Origin of the sequence: Chthonobacter albigriseus (assembly GCF_013839445.1) — a bacterium.
GTDB lineage: Bacteria > Pseudomonadota > Alphaproteobacteria > Rhizobiales > Pleomorphomonadaceae > Chthonobacter > Chthonobacter albigriseus.
In genome coordinates this window covers 165,215-181,306 of the sequence record NZ_JACDIT010000001.1, presented here as the reverse complement: position 1 = coordinate 181,306, position 16,092 = coordinate 165,215, and the positions used below count along the sequence as shown (strand labels likewise).

The following is a 16,092-nucleotide window of genomic DNA, read 5'->3' as shown; positions in this document are numbered from 1 at the left end:
CTCGGTACAAGTCGTCGTCTTGTACCCCGAGGGGGATATCACAGTGTGACGAGCCGCGCGCGGCAAAAAGACGGACGCTCCAGAGCGCCGGCGCATGCCGGGCGCCATGGCGGGCCGGCCTGCGACCGCGGCTTCCAGCGATCGCGCGATGCCGCAAAAACTCCTAACAAATCATTGACAAACATGGATAAATACACGCTGCTCGGTTTAACTCCCCATTTACCCTGACGCTTCATTCTCGTGGATACGGCAGGGGTATCGAGACCCCGCCCCGTCTGGTTCTGCGTCAAGGGTGGGTTGTGGCCATGGCTGTACTGCGTCGTCGGGCGTGCGTAACTTCGTCCGGGTCCCGTCTCGATACCACTGTCGAGTCTGCCGATCGGCCGTGGCTGAACAAGGTGCTTGTGGGTGACTGCGTCGCCCAGCTGGAGAAGCTGCCGAGCCATTCGGTCGACCTGATCTTCGCCGATCCGCCATACAACCTCCAGCTCGGCGGCGAACTGACCCGGCCCGACCAGTCGCGTGTCGATGCGGTCGACGACGCCTGGGACCAGTTCGAGAGCTTCGAGGCCTACGACGCCTTCACCCGCGCCTGGATGCTGGCCTGCCGCCGCGTCCTGAAGCCGACCGGTACGATGTGGGTGATCGGCTCCTACCACAACATCTTCCGCGTCGGCACGGTGATGCAGGACCTCGGCTTCTGGGTCCTCAACGACATCGTCTGGCGCAAGGCCAACCCGATGCCCAACTTCAAGGGCACGCGGTTCACCAACGCCCACGAGACGATGATCTGGGCGTCAAAGAGCAAGGACGCCAAGGGCTACACCTTCAACTATGAGGCCATGAAGGCCTTCAACGACGACCTTCAGATGCGCAGCGACTGGCTGCTGCCGATCTGCACGGGGTCGGAGCGGCTGAAGGACGATGACGGTCAGAAGGTGCACCCGACGCAGAAGCCTGAGGCGTTGCTCTGGCGCGTCCTGTTGTCGTCGTCAAATCCCGGCGACGTGGTGCTCGACCCATTCCTCGGCACCGGCACGACGGCCGCGGTCGCCAAGCGTCTCGGCCGCCACTTCGTCGGCGTCGAACGCGACCGGACCTACGCCGACGCGGCCCAGGCCCGCATCGACGCGGTCGAGGCGGCTCCGGAGGACGGTCTCGTCTCGGTCAGCCCGAAGCGTGCGGAGCCGCGCATCCCGTTCGGCACGCTGCTGGAGGCCGGCCTGATCCGGCCGGGCGAGCGCCTGACCGACAGCCGCCGCCGCTTCAGTGCCGAAGTGCGGGCCGATGGTTCGATCCGTGTCGATGGCGAAGTGGGGTCCATCCACCGCATGGGTGCCCGCGTGCAGGGTCTGGACGCCTGCAACGGCTGGACCTTCTGGCATGTGGAGGCGGAAGGCGCGTTGCAGTCGATCGATGTCTTGCGCGGCGAGGTCCGGCGTACGCTGGCTGCTGTCGGCGCCTGACCAACGCGCCAGAAGCCATAAAAAAAGTCCTCCCCGGTGAGGGGGAGGACTGAACAAGCTCAAAGACCTAAAAAATAGACGCCGAGAAACAAGGGCCTGATAAACACCAACACAACACGATCTCGTACCAGCAATCGCCGTGCCAAACCGTGTTCGTGCTGGTGGGCAGAACCGGGTTGCACGACCTTGGCGCGCCGCGTGGGGACGTATGCGCTCCAACAAGGCGACCATAGCGCCCGGCTCTTAACGTCCATTGTGCGAGACACCGGAAAACCGTCGCCGGCAAAGCGGCAAATCATGTCATGCCCAATCAATGGTTACCGGGCCGGTGCCCGTCGATGAGTCATCTGCCTGCCCAAGCTGCCGCTTCCTTGATCAGGCCGCGAGGCCGATCAGCGACGGCGCTTCGCAAGGCCCGGGACGGCCGCCTCGACTACCTTTCGCATCACGCTCGGCAGCGCTTCCCCTGACGTCGTCTCCGCGGGAGACCACCAGGTCCCGATCGGCGCGTCGACCGCGGCATCGACTTCAGCCGCGTGGACGGTGAGGACCAGGTGGAAATGGGTGAACGTGTGTTCGACGGGCTGCGGCAGCCTGCGCCATTCACCGGGCACGGGCGGCGGGGTCGGGGCCACGACGTCGCGGTCGGGGGACCACTCCGACCCTGGCACCTCCGTCATCCCGCCGAGGAGGCCGCGGTCCGGCCGCTGCCGCAACAGCACCGCCCCGTCGGAGCGGATCGCGACAAAGGCGGCGCCATAGCGCACCGGCCGCTCCTTCTTGGCCGCCTTGCGGGGAAACGTTTCCTGCGTACCAGCCTCCCGCGCCATGCACAACGACGACCACGGGCAGAGGCCGCAGGCAGGACGCTTCGGCGTGCAGATCGTGGCGCCGAGGTCCATCATCGCCTGTGCGAAGTCCCCGGGCCGGTCGGCCGGCGTCAAGCCGTCGACGATCTCGCGGATGATCGGCTTGGCGTTCGGCAGCGGAGTTTCGACGGCCCGGATCCGCGTAATCACGCGCTCCACATTGCCGTCCACCACGGCCGCGCGACGGTCGAAGGCGATCGCAGCGATCGCGGCGGCGGTGTAGGCGCCGATTCCGGGCAGGGTGCGCAGACCCTCCTCGGTGTCCGGAAACCGGCCGCCATGCAGGCTGGCGACGGCGTCCGCGCAAGCCTTGAGATTGCGAGCCCGCGAGTAGTAGCCGAGCCCGGCCCAGGCCTTCATCACGTCGTCCCGCTCGGCGGCGGCGAGATCGACGAGGCGCGGCCAGCGGGCCGTGAACGCATCGAAGTAGCTCTTCACGGCCGTCACGGTTGTCTGCTGAAGCATGATCTCCGACAGCCACACCCGATAGGGATCCGGCAGCACGCCGAGGGCGCGGTCCTCCGGGGAAACGCGCCAGGGCAGGCGGCGGGCGTGACGGTCGTACCAGGCGAGGAGGTCGCGGGCGTCGGGCAGGGGGAGCGGCATAGGCTAGGGTTGTGGCGGTAGCGGCCCGACTTAGCAAGCGCCGGCCGGTGCGTCCGGTGTTGACAACATGGCGGCCCCGGGGCTTCTGTCGAGGCAACCGGAGGAGCCGTCCGTTGGCAGAAAAGCCGAAAGCCTTCGCCTTCCGTGGCGCCCGTCCGCTGGCCGACATCGTCGGCTCGGCGCTCGCCCCCGCCTGCCGGAAGCGCGGCTTCGCCACGGTCGACCTGATCGCCCACTGGCCCGACATCGTCGGCCCGGCCTATGCCGAGACCACACAGCCGGACAAGCTGAGTTGGACCAAGAAGCCGAAGGGCCTGATCGACGCGGACGAGCATGAGCCGGCGACACTCACGGTGCGCTGCACCGGCGCCGCGGCGCTCCGCCTGACACACGAACTGCCGCTCGTTGTGGAGCGGATCAATATGTTCTTCGGCTTCCGCTGCGTCGGTCGGATCCGCCTCGTCCAGTTGCCCGTGGTCCGGGTCGAGCGCCCACGACGCCCGAAGCCCGGCCCGGTCTCTCAGGAAGCCCGCAAGGCCGTCATGGCCGCCGCCGAGGGCTTCCAGGACGACGGCCTGCGCTCGGCGATCGAGCGGCTCGGGCTTGCGGTCGCGGCCGGCAAACCCGCCGCCATCACGAAAAGCTGAAGCAATCGGCCTCCCTGCGGCGCAGCGGGATTTGTCATCGGCGCGGTCGTGCCATAATTATCGCCGAACCTAAATCACGGCCGCGATCAGTCGGCCATCGCCAGTCAGGGGACGACGCCGCTCATGCTCAACCGCCGCCAATTCATGGTCACCACCGGTGTCGCTGTCGCCATGGCCGCCTTCGCGCCCGACTTCACCCTCCAGGCGCTCGCTCAGCAGGACGTGGTCGATCCGGCGGAACTGATGAAGCCGGGCCCGCTGCCGGAGATGGCGCTGGGCGATCCCAACGCCAAGGTTACCATCGTCGAGTATCTCTCGATGACCTGCCCGCACTGCGCGCACTTCCACGAGACGACCTACAAGGAACTCAAGACGAAGTACATCGACACCGGCAAGGTGCGCTTCGTGATGCGCGAGTTCCCGCTCGATCCGCTCGCCGCCGCCGGCTTCATGCTGGCCCGCAACGCGATGGGCGACAAGTACTTCGACGTGGTCGACCTTCTGCTGGAGAAGCAGAAGGAGTGGGCCTATGCCGAGGATCCGGCGTCCGCCCTTCGCGCGTTGGCCAAGCAGTTCGGCTACACCGACGCCACCTTCGAGGCGACCCTTTCCGACCAGAAGCTGCTCGACGACATCAACGCCATCCGGGCGCGGGGCGCCGACACCTTCGGCGTCAACTCCACGCCGACCTTCTTCATCAACGGTCGTCGCGAGAAGGGCTCCATGTCGATCGACGACCTCGCCAAGATCGTCGATCCCCTGCTGCAGGGCTGAACGAAGCGGCTGCGGCGGACTCCGTTGCGACAAAAATCCGTTGAAACGTCTGCGGCCGGTGCCGTGCGGGCTTGTGTCCCGTGCGCATCGGCCGTTTTGTGTCTGATGGACCCGAGGCATACAAGGTCTAGCGGCGGATGAAGTTCGAACGGTTGCGCATTCTGGGCTTCAAGACCTTCGTGGAGCCCACGGAGTTCCTCATCGAACGGGGCCTCACCGGCGTGGTCGGCCCCAACGGCTGCGGCAAATCCAACCTGGTGGAGGCGCTCCGCTGGGTGATGGGCGAGAGCTCCTACAAGAACATGCGCGCGTCCGGCATGGACGACGTGATCTTTTCCGGCTCCGGTCGCCGCCCGGCCCGCAACTCCGCCGAGGTCACGCTGTTTCTGCGCAACGACCAGCGCAGCGCACCGGCCGCCTTCAACGACGCCGATGTACTGGAGGTTACTCGCCGGATCGAACGCGAAGCCGGTTCGGCCTACAAGATCAACGGCAAGGACGTCCGCGCCCGCGATGTCCAGTTGCTCTTCGCCGACGCTTCCACCGGCGCGCGGTCGCCCGCCATGGTGCGCCAGGGTCAGATTGGCGAACTCATCGCCGCCAAGCCGACCTCCCGCCGCATGATCCTGGAAGAGGCCGCCGGCATCTCCGGCCTGCATTCCCGCCGCAACGAGGCCGAAATCCGCCTCAAGGCGGCGGAAACCAACCTGGAGCGTCTGGAAGACGTTCTGAAGGAGATTGAGTCCCGCCTCGAACTGCTCAAGCGTCAGGCCAAGCAGGCCGCCCGCTACCGCGGTCTCTCCGCCGAGATCCGCAAGGCCGAGGCGATCGTCGCGTGGTTGCGCTGGACGGAAACGGAAGCCGCCGTCGCCGAGGCCGACCGGCTGCTGACGGCTGTCGTCGGCGGTGTCGCCGAACGGCAGGCGGCGCAGGCCGAAGCCGCCCGCCGCCAGGCCATCGCCGCGCATCGCCTGCCGGCCCTTCGCGACGCGGCGGCGAGTGCCGGGGCCGCGCTGCAGCGCCTGCGCCAGGCGCTTGTGGAATCCGAGGCCGAGGAGCGCCGCGCCCGCGACCGGCTGGCCGACCTGACGCGCCGGGCGGCGGAGATCGTCCGCGACCGCGACCGCGAGGCCGAACTTGTCGCCGACAATGACGCCCGCCTTGAGGCCCTGACCGACGAGGCCGAGGCCCTTGCGGCCGACGCCGCCCTGGAGGAGAACGGCCGCCTCGACCTGGAGGCGCGCCGCGCAACCGTAGAGGCAGAGGTCGCCCGGCTTGACCGCGACCTGCAGAGGGCGACGGAAGCCTTTGCCGAAGCGTCCGCCCGGCGTGCCGCGCTCGAACGCCAGCGGCGCGAGACCGCCGACCGGGTCGGTCGCCTCGCCCGGGATCTGGCGGCGCTCGACGGCGAACTGGAAGCCGTCCGCGCCCGGCTTGCCGCAGAAACCGGCATCGCCGACGCCCGGCAGGCGGCCGAATGGGCCGAGGCGGCCCTGTCGGAGGCGGAGGATGCCGCACTCGCCGCCGAAGCGGCCGCAACGGACGCCGAGAGTGCGGAAAGGGCCGCACGAGCCCCGCTCGGCGACGCAGAGCGCGAGCAGAACCGCCTGGACACAGAAGCGCGGACCCTTGCCAAGGTCCTGAACCTGGAGACCGGCTCGCTCTTCCCGCCGCTGGTCGACCAGTTGACCGCAGCGCGCGGCTACGAAGCAGCGCTCGGCGCGGCCTTCGGGGACGACATCGAGGCGCCCGTCGACGAGACAGCGCTGGCGCATTGGAGCATGCCGGGCCCGGCCGATGCCGACCCGCCGCTGCCCGCCGGGGCGGAACCGTTGGGCCGCCACGTGACCGGTCCCGACCTTCTGCGCCGACGCCTCGACCAGATCGGCGTCGTGGAGAAGGCCGATGGCGAACGGTTGCGCCGCTCGCTGCGCCCCGGCCAGCAGCTGGTCACCCGCACCGGAGACGTCTGGCGTTGGGACGGCTACGTCGCCGCCGCCGACGCGCCGACCCCCGCCGCCCAGCGGCTCGCCTCCCGCAACCGCCTCGCAGAGTTGGACGCCCAGCGTGCCGCCGCCGCCGAGACGGTCGCCATCCTTCGCGACATTCTCCAGGAGGCGCAGGCCCGATCCCGTGCCGCCGCCGAAACCGCGCGGCTCGCGCGGGACGCGGTGCGAGCCTCCAATCGCAGCCTCGGCGATGCGCGCGACCGAGTCGCCAGGGCCGAACGCGCGCTCGCCGACGTGGTCGCGCGCCAGGCCGCTCTGGAGCTTCAGCGCGACCGACTCGTTGCCGACCTTGACGAGGCGCGCGCCCGCGCCAAGGAGGCCGCCGAGGCGGAGGCCGAGCTGCCGGACATCAGCACGCTCGCCGAGGCGGCCCAGGACCTGCGCACGGCCCTGGCCGAGGGACGCGCCGCGTTGGCCGAGGCACGCGCGGCAGTCGACGCCGTGGTGCGAGAAGCGGAGATCCGCAATCGCCGGATCGACGCCATTTCCCGCGAGCGCGCCGGCTGGGCCGACCGCGTCGCCGGCGCCCGACGGCACCTGGAGGAACTGGCGACCCGCCTGGAGGACGTGGAGATCGAGCGCGCGGACCTGCTCGACCGCCCGGACGAGATCATCGCCGCCCGGCAGCAGCTGATACGCGCCATCGGCGACAAGGAGGCCGAGGCGAAATCGGCTGCCGACGTTCTGGTTGAAGGCGAGCGCGAGGAATCCCTGGCGGCCCGCGCCGCCGCCGATGCGCTGCAGGCGTTGGCCGACGTCCGCGAGGGAAAGGCTCGCGCCGAGGAGCGTTTCGCCGGCCTCCAGGCGCGCAAGGCCGAACTGGTGGAGGAGATCCGCGACCGCTTCGAATGCCCGCCCTTCGCCTTGAAGAAACTGGCCGAGCTTCGCGACGACGCGCCCTTGCCGGATGTGGGCGGCGTCGAGACCCGGCTGGAGCGCCTTCGCCAGGAACGCGAGCGGCTGGGCGGCGTGAACCTCCGCGCGGAGGAGGAGGCGGCCGAAGTGGAGGCGCGCATGGACGCGCTGATCTACGAGCGCGAGGACCTGATCGAGGCGATCCGGCGCTTGCGCCAGGGCATCCAGAACCTCAACAAGGAAGCCCGCGAACGCCTGCTCGCGTCGTTCCAGGTGGTCAACAACCACTTCCAGAGCCTCTTCACCCATCTGTTCGGCGGCGGTACGGCCGAGCTCCAGCTGGTCGACAGCGAGGATCCGCTCGATGCCGGCCTGGAGATCCTGGCCCGCCCGCCGGGCAAGAAGCCGAGCACGATGACGCTGCTCTCCGGCGGCGAACAGGCGTTGACGGCACTGGCGCTGATCTTCGCCGTCTTCCTCACCAACCCCGCGCCGATCTGCGTGCTGGACGAGGTCGACGCCCCGCTCGACGACGCCAACGTCGAACGCTACTGCGACCTGCTCGACGAAATGGCCCGCCAGACCGATACGCGCTTCGTGGTGATCACCCACAATCCCATCACCATGGCCCGCATGAACCGCCTGTTCGGCGTCACCATGTCCGAGCGCGGCGTCTCCCAGCTGGTCAGCGTCGACCTGGAACTCGCCGAGGCGATCCGCGAAGCGGTGTAGTAGGCCGGAAAACCTGCTCCGCTGCGCGCGGTGCATGCTTCGGCGCCTGCGTGTCCTGCAGACCTCGACCTGTTCGATGTGACCGCCAGGGCCCGGAACCAGCCGTTCGCGCCTTCCCGAAACGAGCTTTGCGGAACCGGGCCGGTTCCTAAATCGATATGGAACGGCCGCGGCATGCGTCATTCGATGCAGGAGCGCCGGCGGACGGGTAAAAGATAAGCGTAAACAGATACTTACGCAGCTCTGCCCCGTTCTTGACAGGGAAAAGGCCCATGACTATGGTGCGCGCGACTTTCGGGGTGCCTCCCAAATCCCAGGATTTCAGGCGTTTCGGGTTCGCCAGGCAGGTTCGCCATGAACGCTGACGACGAGCGGGGACGCATGGAAAACGGCGATGACGGGGCGCCCGGGGGCGACCGCCACGACGAACGGCTGAAGGCTCTTCGCGAGAAGATCGAAGCCGGCAAGCGTCGGGACGCGGAGCGCCTGGGGCAGGGCCAGCGGTCTTCCACCGCCGGCATGGCCGAGGCGCTGAAACTCGGGTCCGAATTCGTGGCCGGCGTGATCGTCGGCGCGGCCTTCGGATGGGCATTCGACTATTTCCTGGGCACCTCGCCCTGGGGGTTGATCGTCTTCCTTCTCCTGGGCTTTGCGGCGGGCACGCTCAACGTCATGCGGGCCACCGGCCGGGTCGCGGAACCAGATCCGCGGCGCATGCGGCGGCCGCGCGACGACGGAAAGACTTGAGAATCGCGCCGGGCTGGGTCATGAGACCCGCGTCCTGGTCGATAGCGGACTTCAGGCAAGGCTTCGCGAAGGGGGCTGGCTTACGTGGCGAACGACCCGATCCATCAGTTCCAGATCAGCAAGCTGCTCGACATCAGCGTCGGCGGTCTGGATCTCTCGTTCACCAACTCGTCCCTCTTCATGGTGGCGACCGTGGCCGGAGCCGCGGGCTTCCTGGCGCTGGCCACCTCCGGCCGGGCGCTGATCCCGACGCGCATGCAGTCGCTCGCCGAACTCTCCTACGAGTTCGTCGCCTCCACGCTGCGCTCCTCCGCCGGCTCGGAAGGCATGAAGTTCTTCCCGCTGGTCTTCTCCCTTTTCATGTTCGTGCTGGTCGCCAACCTGTTCGGCATGATCCCCTTCTTCTTCACGGTGACGAGCCACATCATCGTCACCTTCTGCCTGGCGCTGCTGGTCATCGGCACCGTCACGGTCTACGGCTTCTACCGGCACGGCTTCCACTTCCTGGGGCTTTTCGTGCCGCACGGCGTTCCCGCGCCGGTGGTGCCGCTGGTCACGGCGATCGAGGTCATCTCCTTCCTCTCCCGTCCGATCAGCCTCTCCGTCCGTCTCTTCGCCAACATGCTGGCCGGCCACATCACCCTGAAGGTGTTCGCCGGCTTCGTTGCGACGCTGACCGGCATGGGCGCCCTAGGCTTTGCCGGCGCGATCCTGCCGCTCGCCATGACGGTGGCGCTGACGGCTCTCGAATTCCTGGTGGCATTCCTCCAGGCCTACGTCTTCACGATCCTCACCTGCATGTACCTCAACGACGCCCTGCATCCGGGGCACTGAGGCGCCGAGGATCGACGAAGTTCCCGGGGGTCGCTCCCGGGCCGAAACAACCGACTGCATCTGGTTTTCAAGGAGCATCACGATGGACGCGGAAGCTGCGAAGTACCTCGGCGCTGGTATCGCCACCCTCGGCATGGCGGGCGCCGCCCTCGGCCTCGGCAACATCTTCGGCAACTTCCTGTCGGGCGCCCTGCGCAACCCGTCGGCTGCCGATGGCCAGTTCGGCCGCCTCATCCTCGGCTTCGCCGTGACGGAAGCGCTCGGCATCTTCTCGCTGCTGATCGCGCTTCTGCTGCTCTTCGCCGTCTGATCCGACGGGCGACCGGCGCGGGCCTGAATGCCCGCCGACCGGTTCGTGAGTACGATAAGCTCGCCGCGCGCTTCCAGCCCGCGGAAAAGACCCGCACCCCGCTCTCACCAGCGGGGTGTCGGATCGTTCGGGCCGAGCCTTGACCCCGGCCGTCGGCAGCGACGGCGGATACGGGAGCCGATCACGCGATGAACCTGTTCATCACCTCCGCCTACGCTCAGGACCAGGCCCCCGGTGCACCGGAAGCCGGCGTGAACGCGCCTGCGGTCGCCCCGGAGTCGCCCGACCTCGGCCATGGTGCAGCCGACGCCACCCATGCCGAAGTGGGCCATGAGGCCGCCGGCGAGCATGGCGGCGCCTTCCCGCCGTTCGATCCCACCTACTTCGGATCGCAGATCCTCTGGCTGGTGCTGACCTTCGGCTTCTTCTACTGGATCCTGTCCAAGAAGATCCTGCCGCGGCTCGGCGGCATCCTGGAGGTCCGCAGCGACCGCATAGCCGCCGACCTCGGCGAAGCCGAGCGTATGCGCGCCGAAACCGACGCGGCCGTCGCCGCCTACGAGCAGGCCCTCGCCGAGGCCAAGAAGAAGGCCGGCGCGATCGCCCAGGACACCCGCGACAAGGTCAAGTCCGATCTCGACGCCCGCCGCGGCGCCATCGAGGCGGAGCTTTCCACCAAGCTGACGGCCGCGGAAGCCCGCATCGCGGACATCAAGGCCAAGGCCCTCGCCGAGGTCGAAGAGATCGCGACGGAAACCACCGAGGCGATCGTTTCCGCGCTGATCGGCCAGTCGTCCCGCGACGAGGCCGCCGCTGCGGTATCGTCTGTCCGCAAGGCTTGAGGAGAGACCGATGTTCGACGCAACCATCTGGGCCTTCGTCGGTCTCGTCCTGTTCCTCGTCCTGATCGGCGCGCTTGGCGTGTTCGGCAAGATCGGCGGCGCACTGGACAAGCGCGCCAACGATATCGCCAACGAGCTGGAGGAGGCCAAGCGCCTCCGCCTGGAAGCTCAGGCCCTGCTGGCCGAATACCAGGCCAAGCGCAAGGCAGCCGAAGCCGAGGCCGAGGAGATCGTCGCGGGCGCCAAGGCCGAGGCGACCCGTCTCGCGGCCGACGCCGAGGTCTCGCTCAAGGACCTGATCGACCGGCGCACCCGCGCCACCGAAACCAAGATCGCCCAGGCCGAGACCCAGGCTCTGGCCGAGGTCAAAACCATCGCCGCCGAAGTGGCCGTCCAGGCCGCCACCCGGTTGCTCGCCGAAAAGGTGAAGGGCGACGTCGCCGCCGGGATCATCGCCCGCGGCATCGACGACGTGAAGACCCGCATGAACTGACGCTCCCACACGGAACGATCGAACGAAAAAGGGCCGGGGAACCGGCCCTTTTGCTTTTTGGGCGACCCCGGCCGGGCGGTTCGCTTCCAGCCCTTTACAATGTGATCGACCCGCGACAGCCTGTCGCTTCCGATCACCGGACCCGATGCATAGGTAGAGCAACGGACGGAACAAGCAGCCGAACGGCGCAGTCCCTCCCCCTGTAGGACGGCTCTCGTCGCCGCCAGGTGTCCCCCGGAGGCTCCATGGACCTCGATCCTGTCTTGTTGGCGCGGATCCAGTTCGCGTTCACCATCTCGTTCCACATCATCTTCCCGGCCTTCACGATCGGGCTAAGCGCCTGGATCGCGACGCTGCTCGGCCTGAGCCTCTGGAAGCGCGACCCCTTCTACCGAGACCTCGCGGGCTTCTGGACCAAGATCTTCGCCGTGTCCTTCGCGATGGGCGTCGTCTCCGGTATCGTGCTCACCTATCAGTTCGGCACCAACTGGAGCCGCTTTTCGCTGGCGGTCGGCAACGTGGTCGGTCCGCTGATCGGCTACGAGGTGCTGACCGCCTTCTTCCTGGAGGCCTCCTTCCTCGGCATCATGCTGTTCGGCCGGGACCGGGTCTCGCCGGGGCTGCATTTCGCCTCCGCCGTGATCGTGGCGATCGGCACCGTGATTTCGGCCTTCTGGATTCTTTCCGCCAATTCGTGGATGCAGTTCCCCACCGGGCACGAGATCCGCGACGGCATCGCCTATCCCGTCGACTGGATGCAGGTGATCTTCTCGCCCACCTTTCCCTGGCGGTTCGCACACATGGTGATCGCCGCCTACATCACCACCGGATTCGTGGTGCTGGCGGTCGGCGCGCGCTGGTGGTTGCGCGGCAAGCATGTGCGCGAGGCCGAGACCATGTTGCGCATGGCGCTCGGCATCCTCGTCGTGCTGACGCCGCTGCAGCTCGTCGTCGGCGACTTCCACGGCCTCAACACCCTTGAGCACCAGCCCGCCAAGATAGCCGGCCTCGAGGCGCACTGGGAAAACCACGGCGGCTCCGTCCCCCTGGTCGCCTTCGCCATTCCGGACGAGACCGCGGAAACCAACCGTTTCGAGCTTGCCATCCCCTATCTCGGCAGCCTGATCCTGACCCACGACCTCTACGGGCAGATCCCGGGCCTGAAGGAGTTCCCGCGTGAGAACCGTCCGCCGGTGCTGCCGATCTTCGTGTCCTTCCGCGTCATGGTCGGCATCGGCCTGTTGATGATCCTGCTCGCCGTGATCGGCTCGGTCCGTTGGGCCCGCGGTCGCCTGTTCCAGCCCGGAGTGGTGATGCGCGTCTTCGCGATGACCTGGCCGCTCGGCTTCGTCGCCGTTCTGGCCGGCTGGATCACCACGGAGATGGGGCGCCAGCCCTGGGTGGTGACCGGGTTCCTGAGGACGGCGGACGCCATGTCGCCGATCGGTGCGACCCAGATCCTCGTCTCACTGGTGCTCTTCGTGCTGGTCTACGCCGCGATCTTCGTGTCGGGCGGCTACTACATCAACCGCCTGCTGGAGAAGGGACCGGTGCCGCGCGGCCCCGACCACGACCCCCGCCCGCTGCGTCCGATGTCGGCCGCCCACGACGCGGGCCGCGTCGCCCTTCACGCCGGGGAGTGATCCATGGAAGCCAACCTTCCCGCCATCTGGGCCGCGCTGATCGGCGTCTCCGTGGTCCTCTACGTCATCATGGACGGTTTCGATCTCGGCGTCGGCATCCTGTTCCCGTTCACGCGGGACGAGCGCGAGCGCGACCAGATGATGAACTCGGTTGCGCCCTTCTGGGATGGCAACGAGACCTGGCTGGTGCTGGGCGGGGGAGGCCTCTGGGTGGCCTTCCCGGCCGCCTACGCCATCATCATGCCGGCGCTCTACGTGCCGATCATCGTCATGCTGCTGGCGCTGATCTTCCGCGGCGTCGCCTTCGAGTTCCGCTGGGCGGCCAAGCCGGACCATTCCCTCTGGGACATCGCCTTCGCCGGCGGGTCCGCGGTGGCGGCCTTCGCACAGGGCGTGGTGCTCGGCGGCCTGCTGAACGGCATCACGGTGGAGAACGGTGCCTTTGCAGGCGGGCCCTTCGACTGGTTCAGCCCCTTCGCCATCGCCTGCGGCCTGGGGCTCGTTGCCGGATACGCCCTGCTTGGCGCCACCTGGCTGAATATGCGCGTCAGCGGCGACCTGGAGGTGCGAGCCCGCCGCTGGGCGAAGACCCTGCTTCTCGTGGTGCTCGGCTTCGTCCTGATCGTCAGCGTCTGGACGCCGCTCCAGTACGAGCGGATCGCCGCCCGCTGGTTCACCTGGCCGAACATTCTTTATCTCTCGCCGGTCCCGGTGCTGACGGCGCTCCTGGCCGCGGCAGTCTGGACGACGCTGGAGAAGGAGCGCCCCTTCGCGCCCTTCGCCGGCTCGGTCGGGCTGTTCGTCCTCTCCTTCTTTGGATTGGCCGTGTCCCAGTTCCCCTACCTCGTCCCGGATCAGCTGACCGTCTTCGACGCTGCGGCGGCGCCCGAGAGCCAGATGTTTCTGCTGGTCGGCACGCTCGCGCTGCTGCCGGTGATTCTGGGCTACACGATCTTTGTCTACTGGACCTTCCGCGGCCGGGTCCGGCCCGGGGAGGGCTATCACTGAGACGGGCTCGTGGCGGCTACTCGGCCGCTTCCGCCGGTTCGCCGAGGAGTTCGCGGACCGGCGCGAAGGAGCGCCGGTGAAGCGGGCAGGGGCCATGCGCCTTCAACAGGCGTTTGTGCTCCGGTGTGCCGTAACCCATGTGCCGCTCGAAGCCATAGGCGTCGAACCGGTTGGCGTAGGCGGCCATCATGCGATCCCGCGTCACCTTGGCGACGATCGAAGCGGCAGCGATCGCCGCGACGCAACCGTCCCCCTTGACGATCGCGGCACCCTGGAAGCCCCTTGCCCTGACCTCCGCCGGCACGTCCCGGCCATCGACAAGCACGCCGACCGGACGGACCGGCAGATGCACGAGCGCGCGCGTCATCGCCCACAAGGTGGCCGCGCGAATGTTCATGAGATCGATGCGCGCCGCGGACGCGCTGGCCACCGACACGTGGTGGTCGCGGCAGATGATGGCGAACAGTCGCTCACGGGTGGCCGCATCGAGTTCCTTGGAATCGGTGAGGCCGTCCGGCAGATCCGCGTCGGTGAGCACGACCGCCGCTGTGACGACAGGACCCGCCAGCGGTCCGCGGCCCGCCTCGTCGACGCCCGCCACGAGGCCCCGCCAGCGCCGGCCATAGGCCTCTTCGGCCCGCCGATCGCAACGACCGATCACCAGGTCGGGAAAGAGATCCTCGGAAAGCGAATCGGAAGCGTCCATGGCCTCCGAGCAATGCCAGCTTTCCCGGGCCCGGAAAACCCTGCGCCGTCGCCGGACTGACTATTGGGCGGCATCGGTAAGCAGGTCGCCGTCTTCCAGGTCGCTCTCGCCGTCGGCTGAATCCGCCTCCGTCTCGCCGAGCAGGCCAAGGTCCCCGATCAGGTCGGCCGTCGGCAAGGAGGGGAGCGTCTCCACCCGCCGGAGCTTGCGCTGGATCGCCCGTTCGCGGATGCCCGCCTGGTCGATCGTGTTCGTCGCTTCCTGGAGCTTCTTCTTCACCTTCTCCAGAACGGGGCCAAACTTGCCGAACTCCGTCTTCACCGCCCCGAGCACTTGCCAGACCTCGCTGGAACGCTCCTGGATCGCCAGCGTGCGGAAACCCATCTGCAGGCTCGAGAGAAGGGCTGTCAGCGTGGTCGGCCCGGCGATGACGATCCGGTGCTGCCGCTGCAACTCGTCGACCAGTCCGGCGCGCCGGATCACCTCGGCGAACAGCCCCTCCGTCGGCAGGAACAGGATCGCGAAATCGGTGGTGCGCGGCGGATGCACGTATTTCGTGGAGATGTCCCGCGCCTGCTGCCGGATCCGGGCTTCCAAGCCGCGCGAGGCAGCCTCCACGCCCGCGGGATCGCCGATCTCGGACGCCGCCTGCAGGCGCTCGAAGTCCTCCACGGGAAACTTCGCGTCGATCGGGAGCAACACCTCCATCCCGTCCCCGGAGCCCGGCAGACGGACCGCATACTCCACGCGCTCGGACCCGATGTCCGCGGTCACCACGTTGGCCGTGTACTGGTGGGGAGCCAGGATCTGCTCCAGGAGAGCGCCGAGTTGAACCTCGCCCCAGGTACCCCGCACCTTGACGTTGGTGAGCACGCGCTTGAGATCGCCCACGCCCGTCGCCAGGCTCTGCACTTCGCCCAAGCCCTTGTGCACGGCCTCCAGCCGTTCGCTGACGATCTGGAAGGACGCACCGAGCCGCTGCTCAAGCGTGCCCTGCAGCTTCTCGTCGACGGTCACGCGCATCTGGTCGAGCTTCTCGCCGTTCTCCTTGCGCAGGTTCGCGAGTTGGCCCTCGACGGTCTGCCGCAACGCCTCGCCTCGATCCGCGCCATCCGCCATCAGCTTGGTCAGACGGTCGCCGAAATCCTGCTGCTGCGCGCGATGCAGTTCCACCATCTGCCGGGTCTGCAACCGGATCACGTCGGCGAACCGCTCCAGGCTGCGGTTGACCACGTCGCCCTGGTCCGTCTGCTGTCGCGCCGTCTCCCCGGCCTGCCGCAGCAGCGCGTCGCCAAGGGCCGTCAGCCGCCCGCCAACCTCTTCGCGAAGCCGCCGCGCATTTTCCTCCGCTTCCTGACGCCCCCGCGCGAACTCGTCTCGCACCAGGCGGTCCAGCCGCTCCTGCGTTTCGGCCACCCGTGCCGCGCCCGACGCCGACCGCCCCGCGGCGACGAAGGCCAGAAAGGCGAACAGCGCCGCCATGCCGGCGAGCAGCACCGCGATCCACTGCGGGTCCTGAAGATAGGCCGTCACGCGAGGTCCCCTCGTTGC

General features: G+C 68.1%; 14 protein-coding genes. 11 read left to right on the top strand and 3 right to left on the bottom strand.

Annotation, left to right across the window (positions count from 1 at the left end; translation table 11 throughout):
- The first annotated feature begins 305 nt into the window (after positions 1 to 305).
- Positions 306 to 1,466: a site-specific DNA-methyltransferase gene (locus HZ321_RS00820; protein ID WP_181699261.1), complete on the top strand. Its 1,161-nt coding sequence runs from the start codon at positions 306 to 308 to the stop codon at positions 1,464 to 1,466.
- Between the two features lie 392 nt (positions 1,467 to 1,858).
- On the opposite strand, the gene mutY is transcribed toward HZ321_RS00820, so the two are convergent.
- Positions 1,859 to 2,941, bottom strand: a complete 1,083-nt coding sequence (mutY, locus tag HZ321_RS00815; RefSeq protein ID WP_181699260.1) for an A/G-specific adenine glycosylase — start codon at positions 2,939 to 2,941, stop codon at positions 1,859 to 1,861.
- 113 nt (positions 2,942 to 3,054) lie between these two features.
- On the opposite strand from mutY, the gene HZ321_RS00810 reads away from it, so the two are divergent.
- The 10 genes from HZ321_RS00810 to cydB all read left to right on the top strand — a co-directional run bounded on the left by HZ321_RS00810 (position 3,055) and on the right by cydB (position 13,835).
- A complete protein-coding gene (locus HZ321_RS00810; RefSeq protein WP_181699258.1) occupies positions 3,055 to 3,588 on the top strand; it encodes a DUF721 domain-containing protein in 534 nt (177 codons plus the stop codon).
- Positions 3,589 to 3,711: 123 nt separating this feature from the next.
- The gene (locus tag HZ321_RS00805; RefSeq protein WP_181699256.1) at positions 3,712 to 4,362 is read left to right on the top strand and encodes a thioredoxin domain-containing protein; all 651 of its coding nucleotides are present in this window, start codon (positions 3,712 to 3,714) and stop codon (positions 4,360 to 4,362) included.
- Between the two features lie 137 nt (positions 4,363 to 4,499).
- On the top strand, positions 4,500 to 7,958 hold the full coding sequence (locus HZ321_RS00800; RefSeq protein ID WP_181699254.1) for a chromosome segregation SMC family protein: 3,459 nt from the start codon (positions 4,500 to 4,502) through the stop codon (positions 7,956 to 7,958).
- A gap of 354 nt (positions 7,959 to 8,312) precedes the next feature.
- Positions 8,313 to 8,705: an AtpZ/AtpI family protein gene (locus tag HZ321_RS00795; protein ID WP_181699252.1), complete on the top strand. Its 393-nt coding sequence runs from the start codon at positions 8,313 to 8,315 to the stop codon at positions 8,703 to 8,705.
- Between the two features lie 84 nt (positions 8,706 to 8,789).
- The gene (locus HZ321_RS00790; protein WP_181699250.1) at positions 8,790 to 9,539 is read left to right on the top strand and encodes a F0F1 ATP synthase subunit A; all 750 of its coding nucleotides are present in this window, start codon (positions 8,790 to 8,792) and stop codon (positions 9,537 to 9,539) included.
- 82 nt (positions 9,540 to 9,621) lie between these two features.
- On the top strand, positions 9,622 to 9,849 hold the full coding sequence (locus HZ321_RS00785) for a F0F1 ATP synthase subunit C (RefSeq protein WP_181699248.1): 228 nt from the start codon (positions 9,622 to 9,624) through the stop codon (positions 9,847 to 9,849).
- 194 nt (positions 9,850 to 10,043) lie between these two features.
- A complete protein-coding gene (locus HZ321_RS00780; protein ID WP_181701683.1) occupies positions 10,044 to 10,691 on the top strand; it encodes a F0F1 ATP synthase subunit B in 648 nt (215 codons plus the stop codon).
- Positions 10,692 to 10,701: 10 nt separating this feature from the next.
- Positions 10,702 to 11,184 carry a F0F1 ATP synthase subunit B family protein gene (locus HZ321_RS00775; RefSeq protein ID WP_181699246.1) on the top strand — a complete coding sequence of 161 codons (483 nt, stop codon included), beginning with the start codon at positions 10,702 to 10,704 and terminating at the stop codon, positions 11,182 to 11,184.
- Positions 11,185 to 11,429: 245 nt separating this feature from the next.
- Positions 11,430 to 12,827, top strand: coding sequence for a cytochrome ubiquinol oxidase subunit I (locus HZ321_RS00770; protein ID WP_181699244.1), 1,398 nt, complete (start codon positions 11,430 to 11,432; stop codon positions 12,825 to 12,827).
- 3 nt (positions 12,828 to 12,830) lie between these two features.
- Complete coding sequence (cydB, locus tag HZ321_RS00765; RefSeq protein ID WP_181699242.1) at positions 12,831 to 13,835, top strand: cytochrome d ubiquinol oxidase subunit II; 1,005 nt, start codon at positions 12,831 to 12,833, stop codon at positions 13,833 to 13,835.
- A 16-nt stretch (positions 13,836 to 13,851) separates the two neighbouring features.
- Here the strand turns inward: cydB and HZ321_RS00760 are convergent, their stop codons facing one another.
- Positions 13,852 to 14,541 carry a ribonuclease HII gene (locus tag HZ321_RS00760; RefSeq protein ID WP_181699240.1) on the bottom strand — a complete coding sequence of 230 codons (690 nt, stop codon included), beginning with the start codon at positions 14,539 to 14,541 and terminating at the stop codon, positions 13,852 to 13,854.
- A gap of 60 nt (positions 14,542 to 14,601) precedes the next feature.
- The gene (locus HZ321_RS00755; protein WP_342343791.1) at positions 14,602 to 16,074 is read right to left on the bottom strand and encodes a DNA recombination protein RmuC; all 1,473 of its coding nucleotides are present in this window, start codon (positions 16,072 to 16,074) and stop codon (positions 14,602 to 14,604) included.
- Between the last annotated feature and the right edge of the window lie 18 nt (positions 16,075 to 16,092).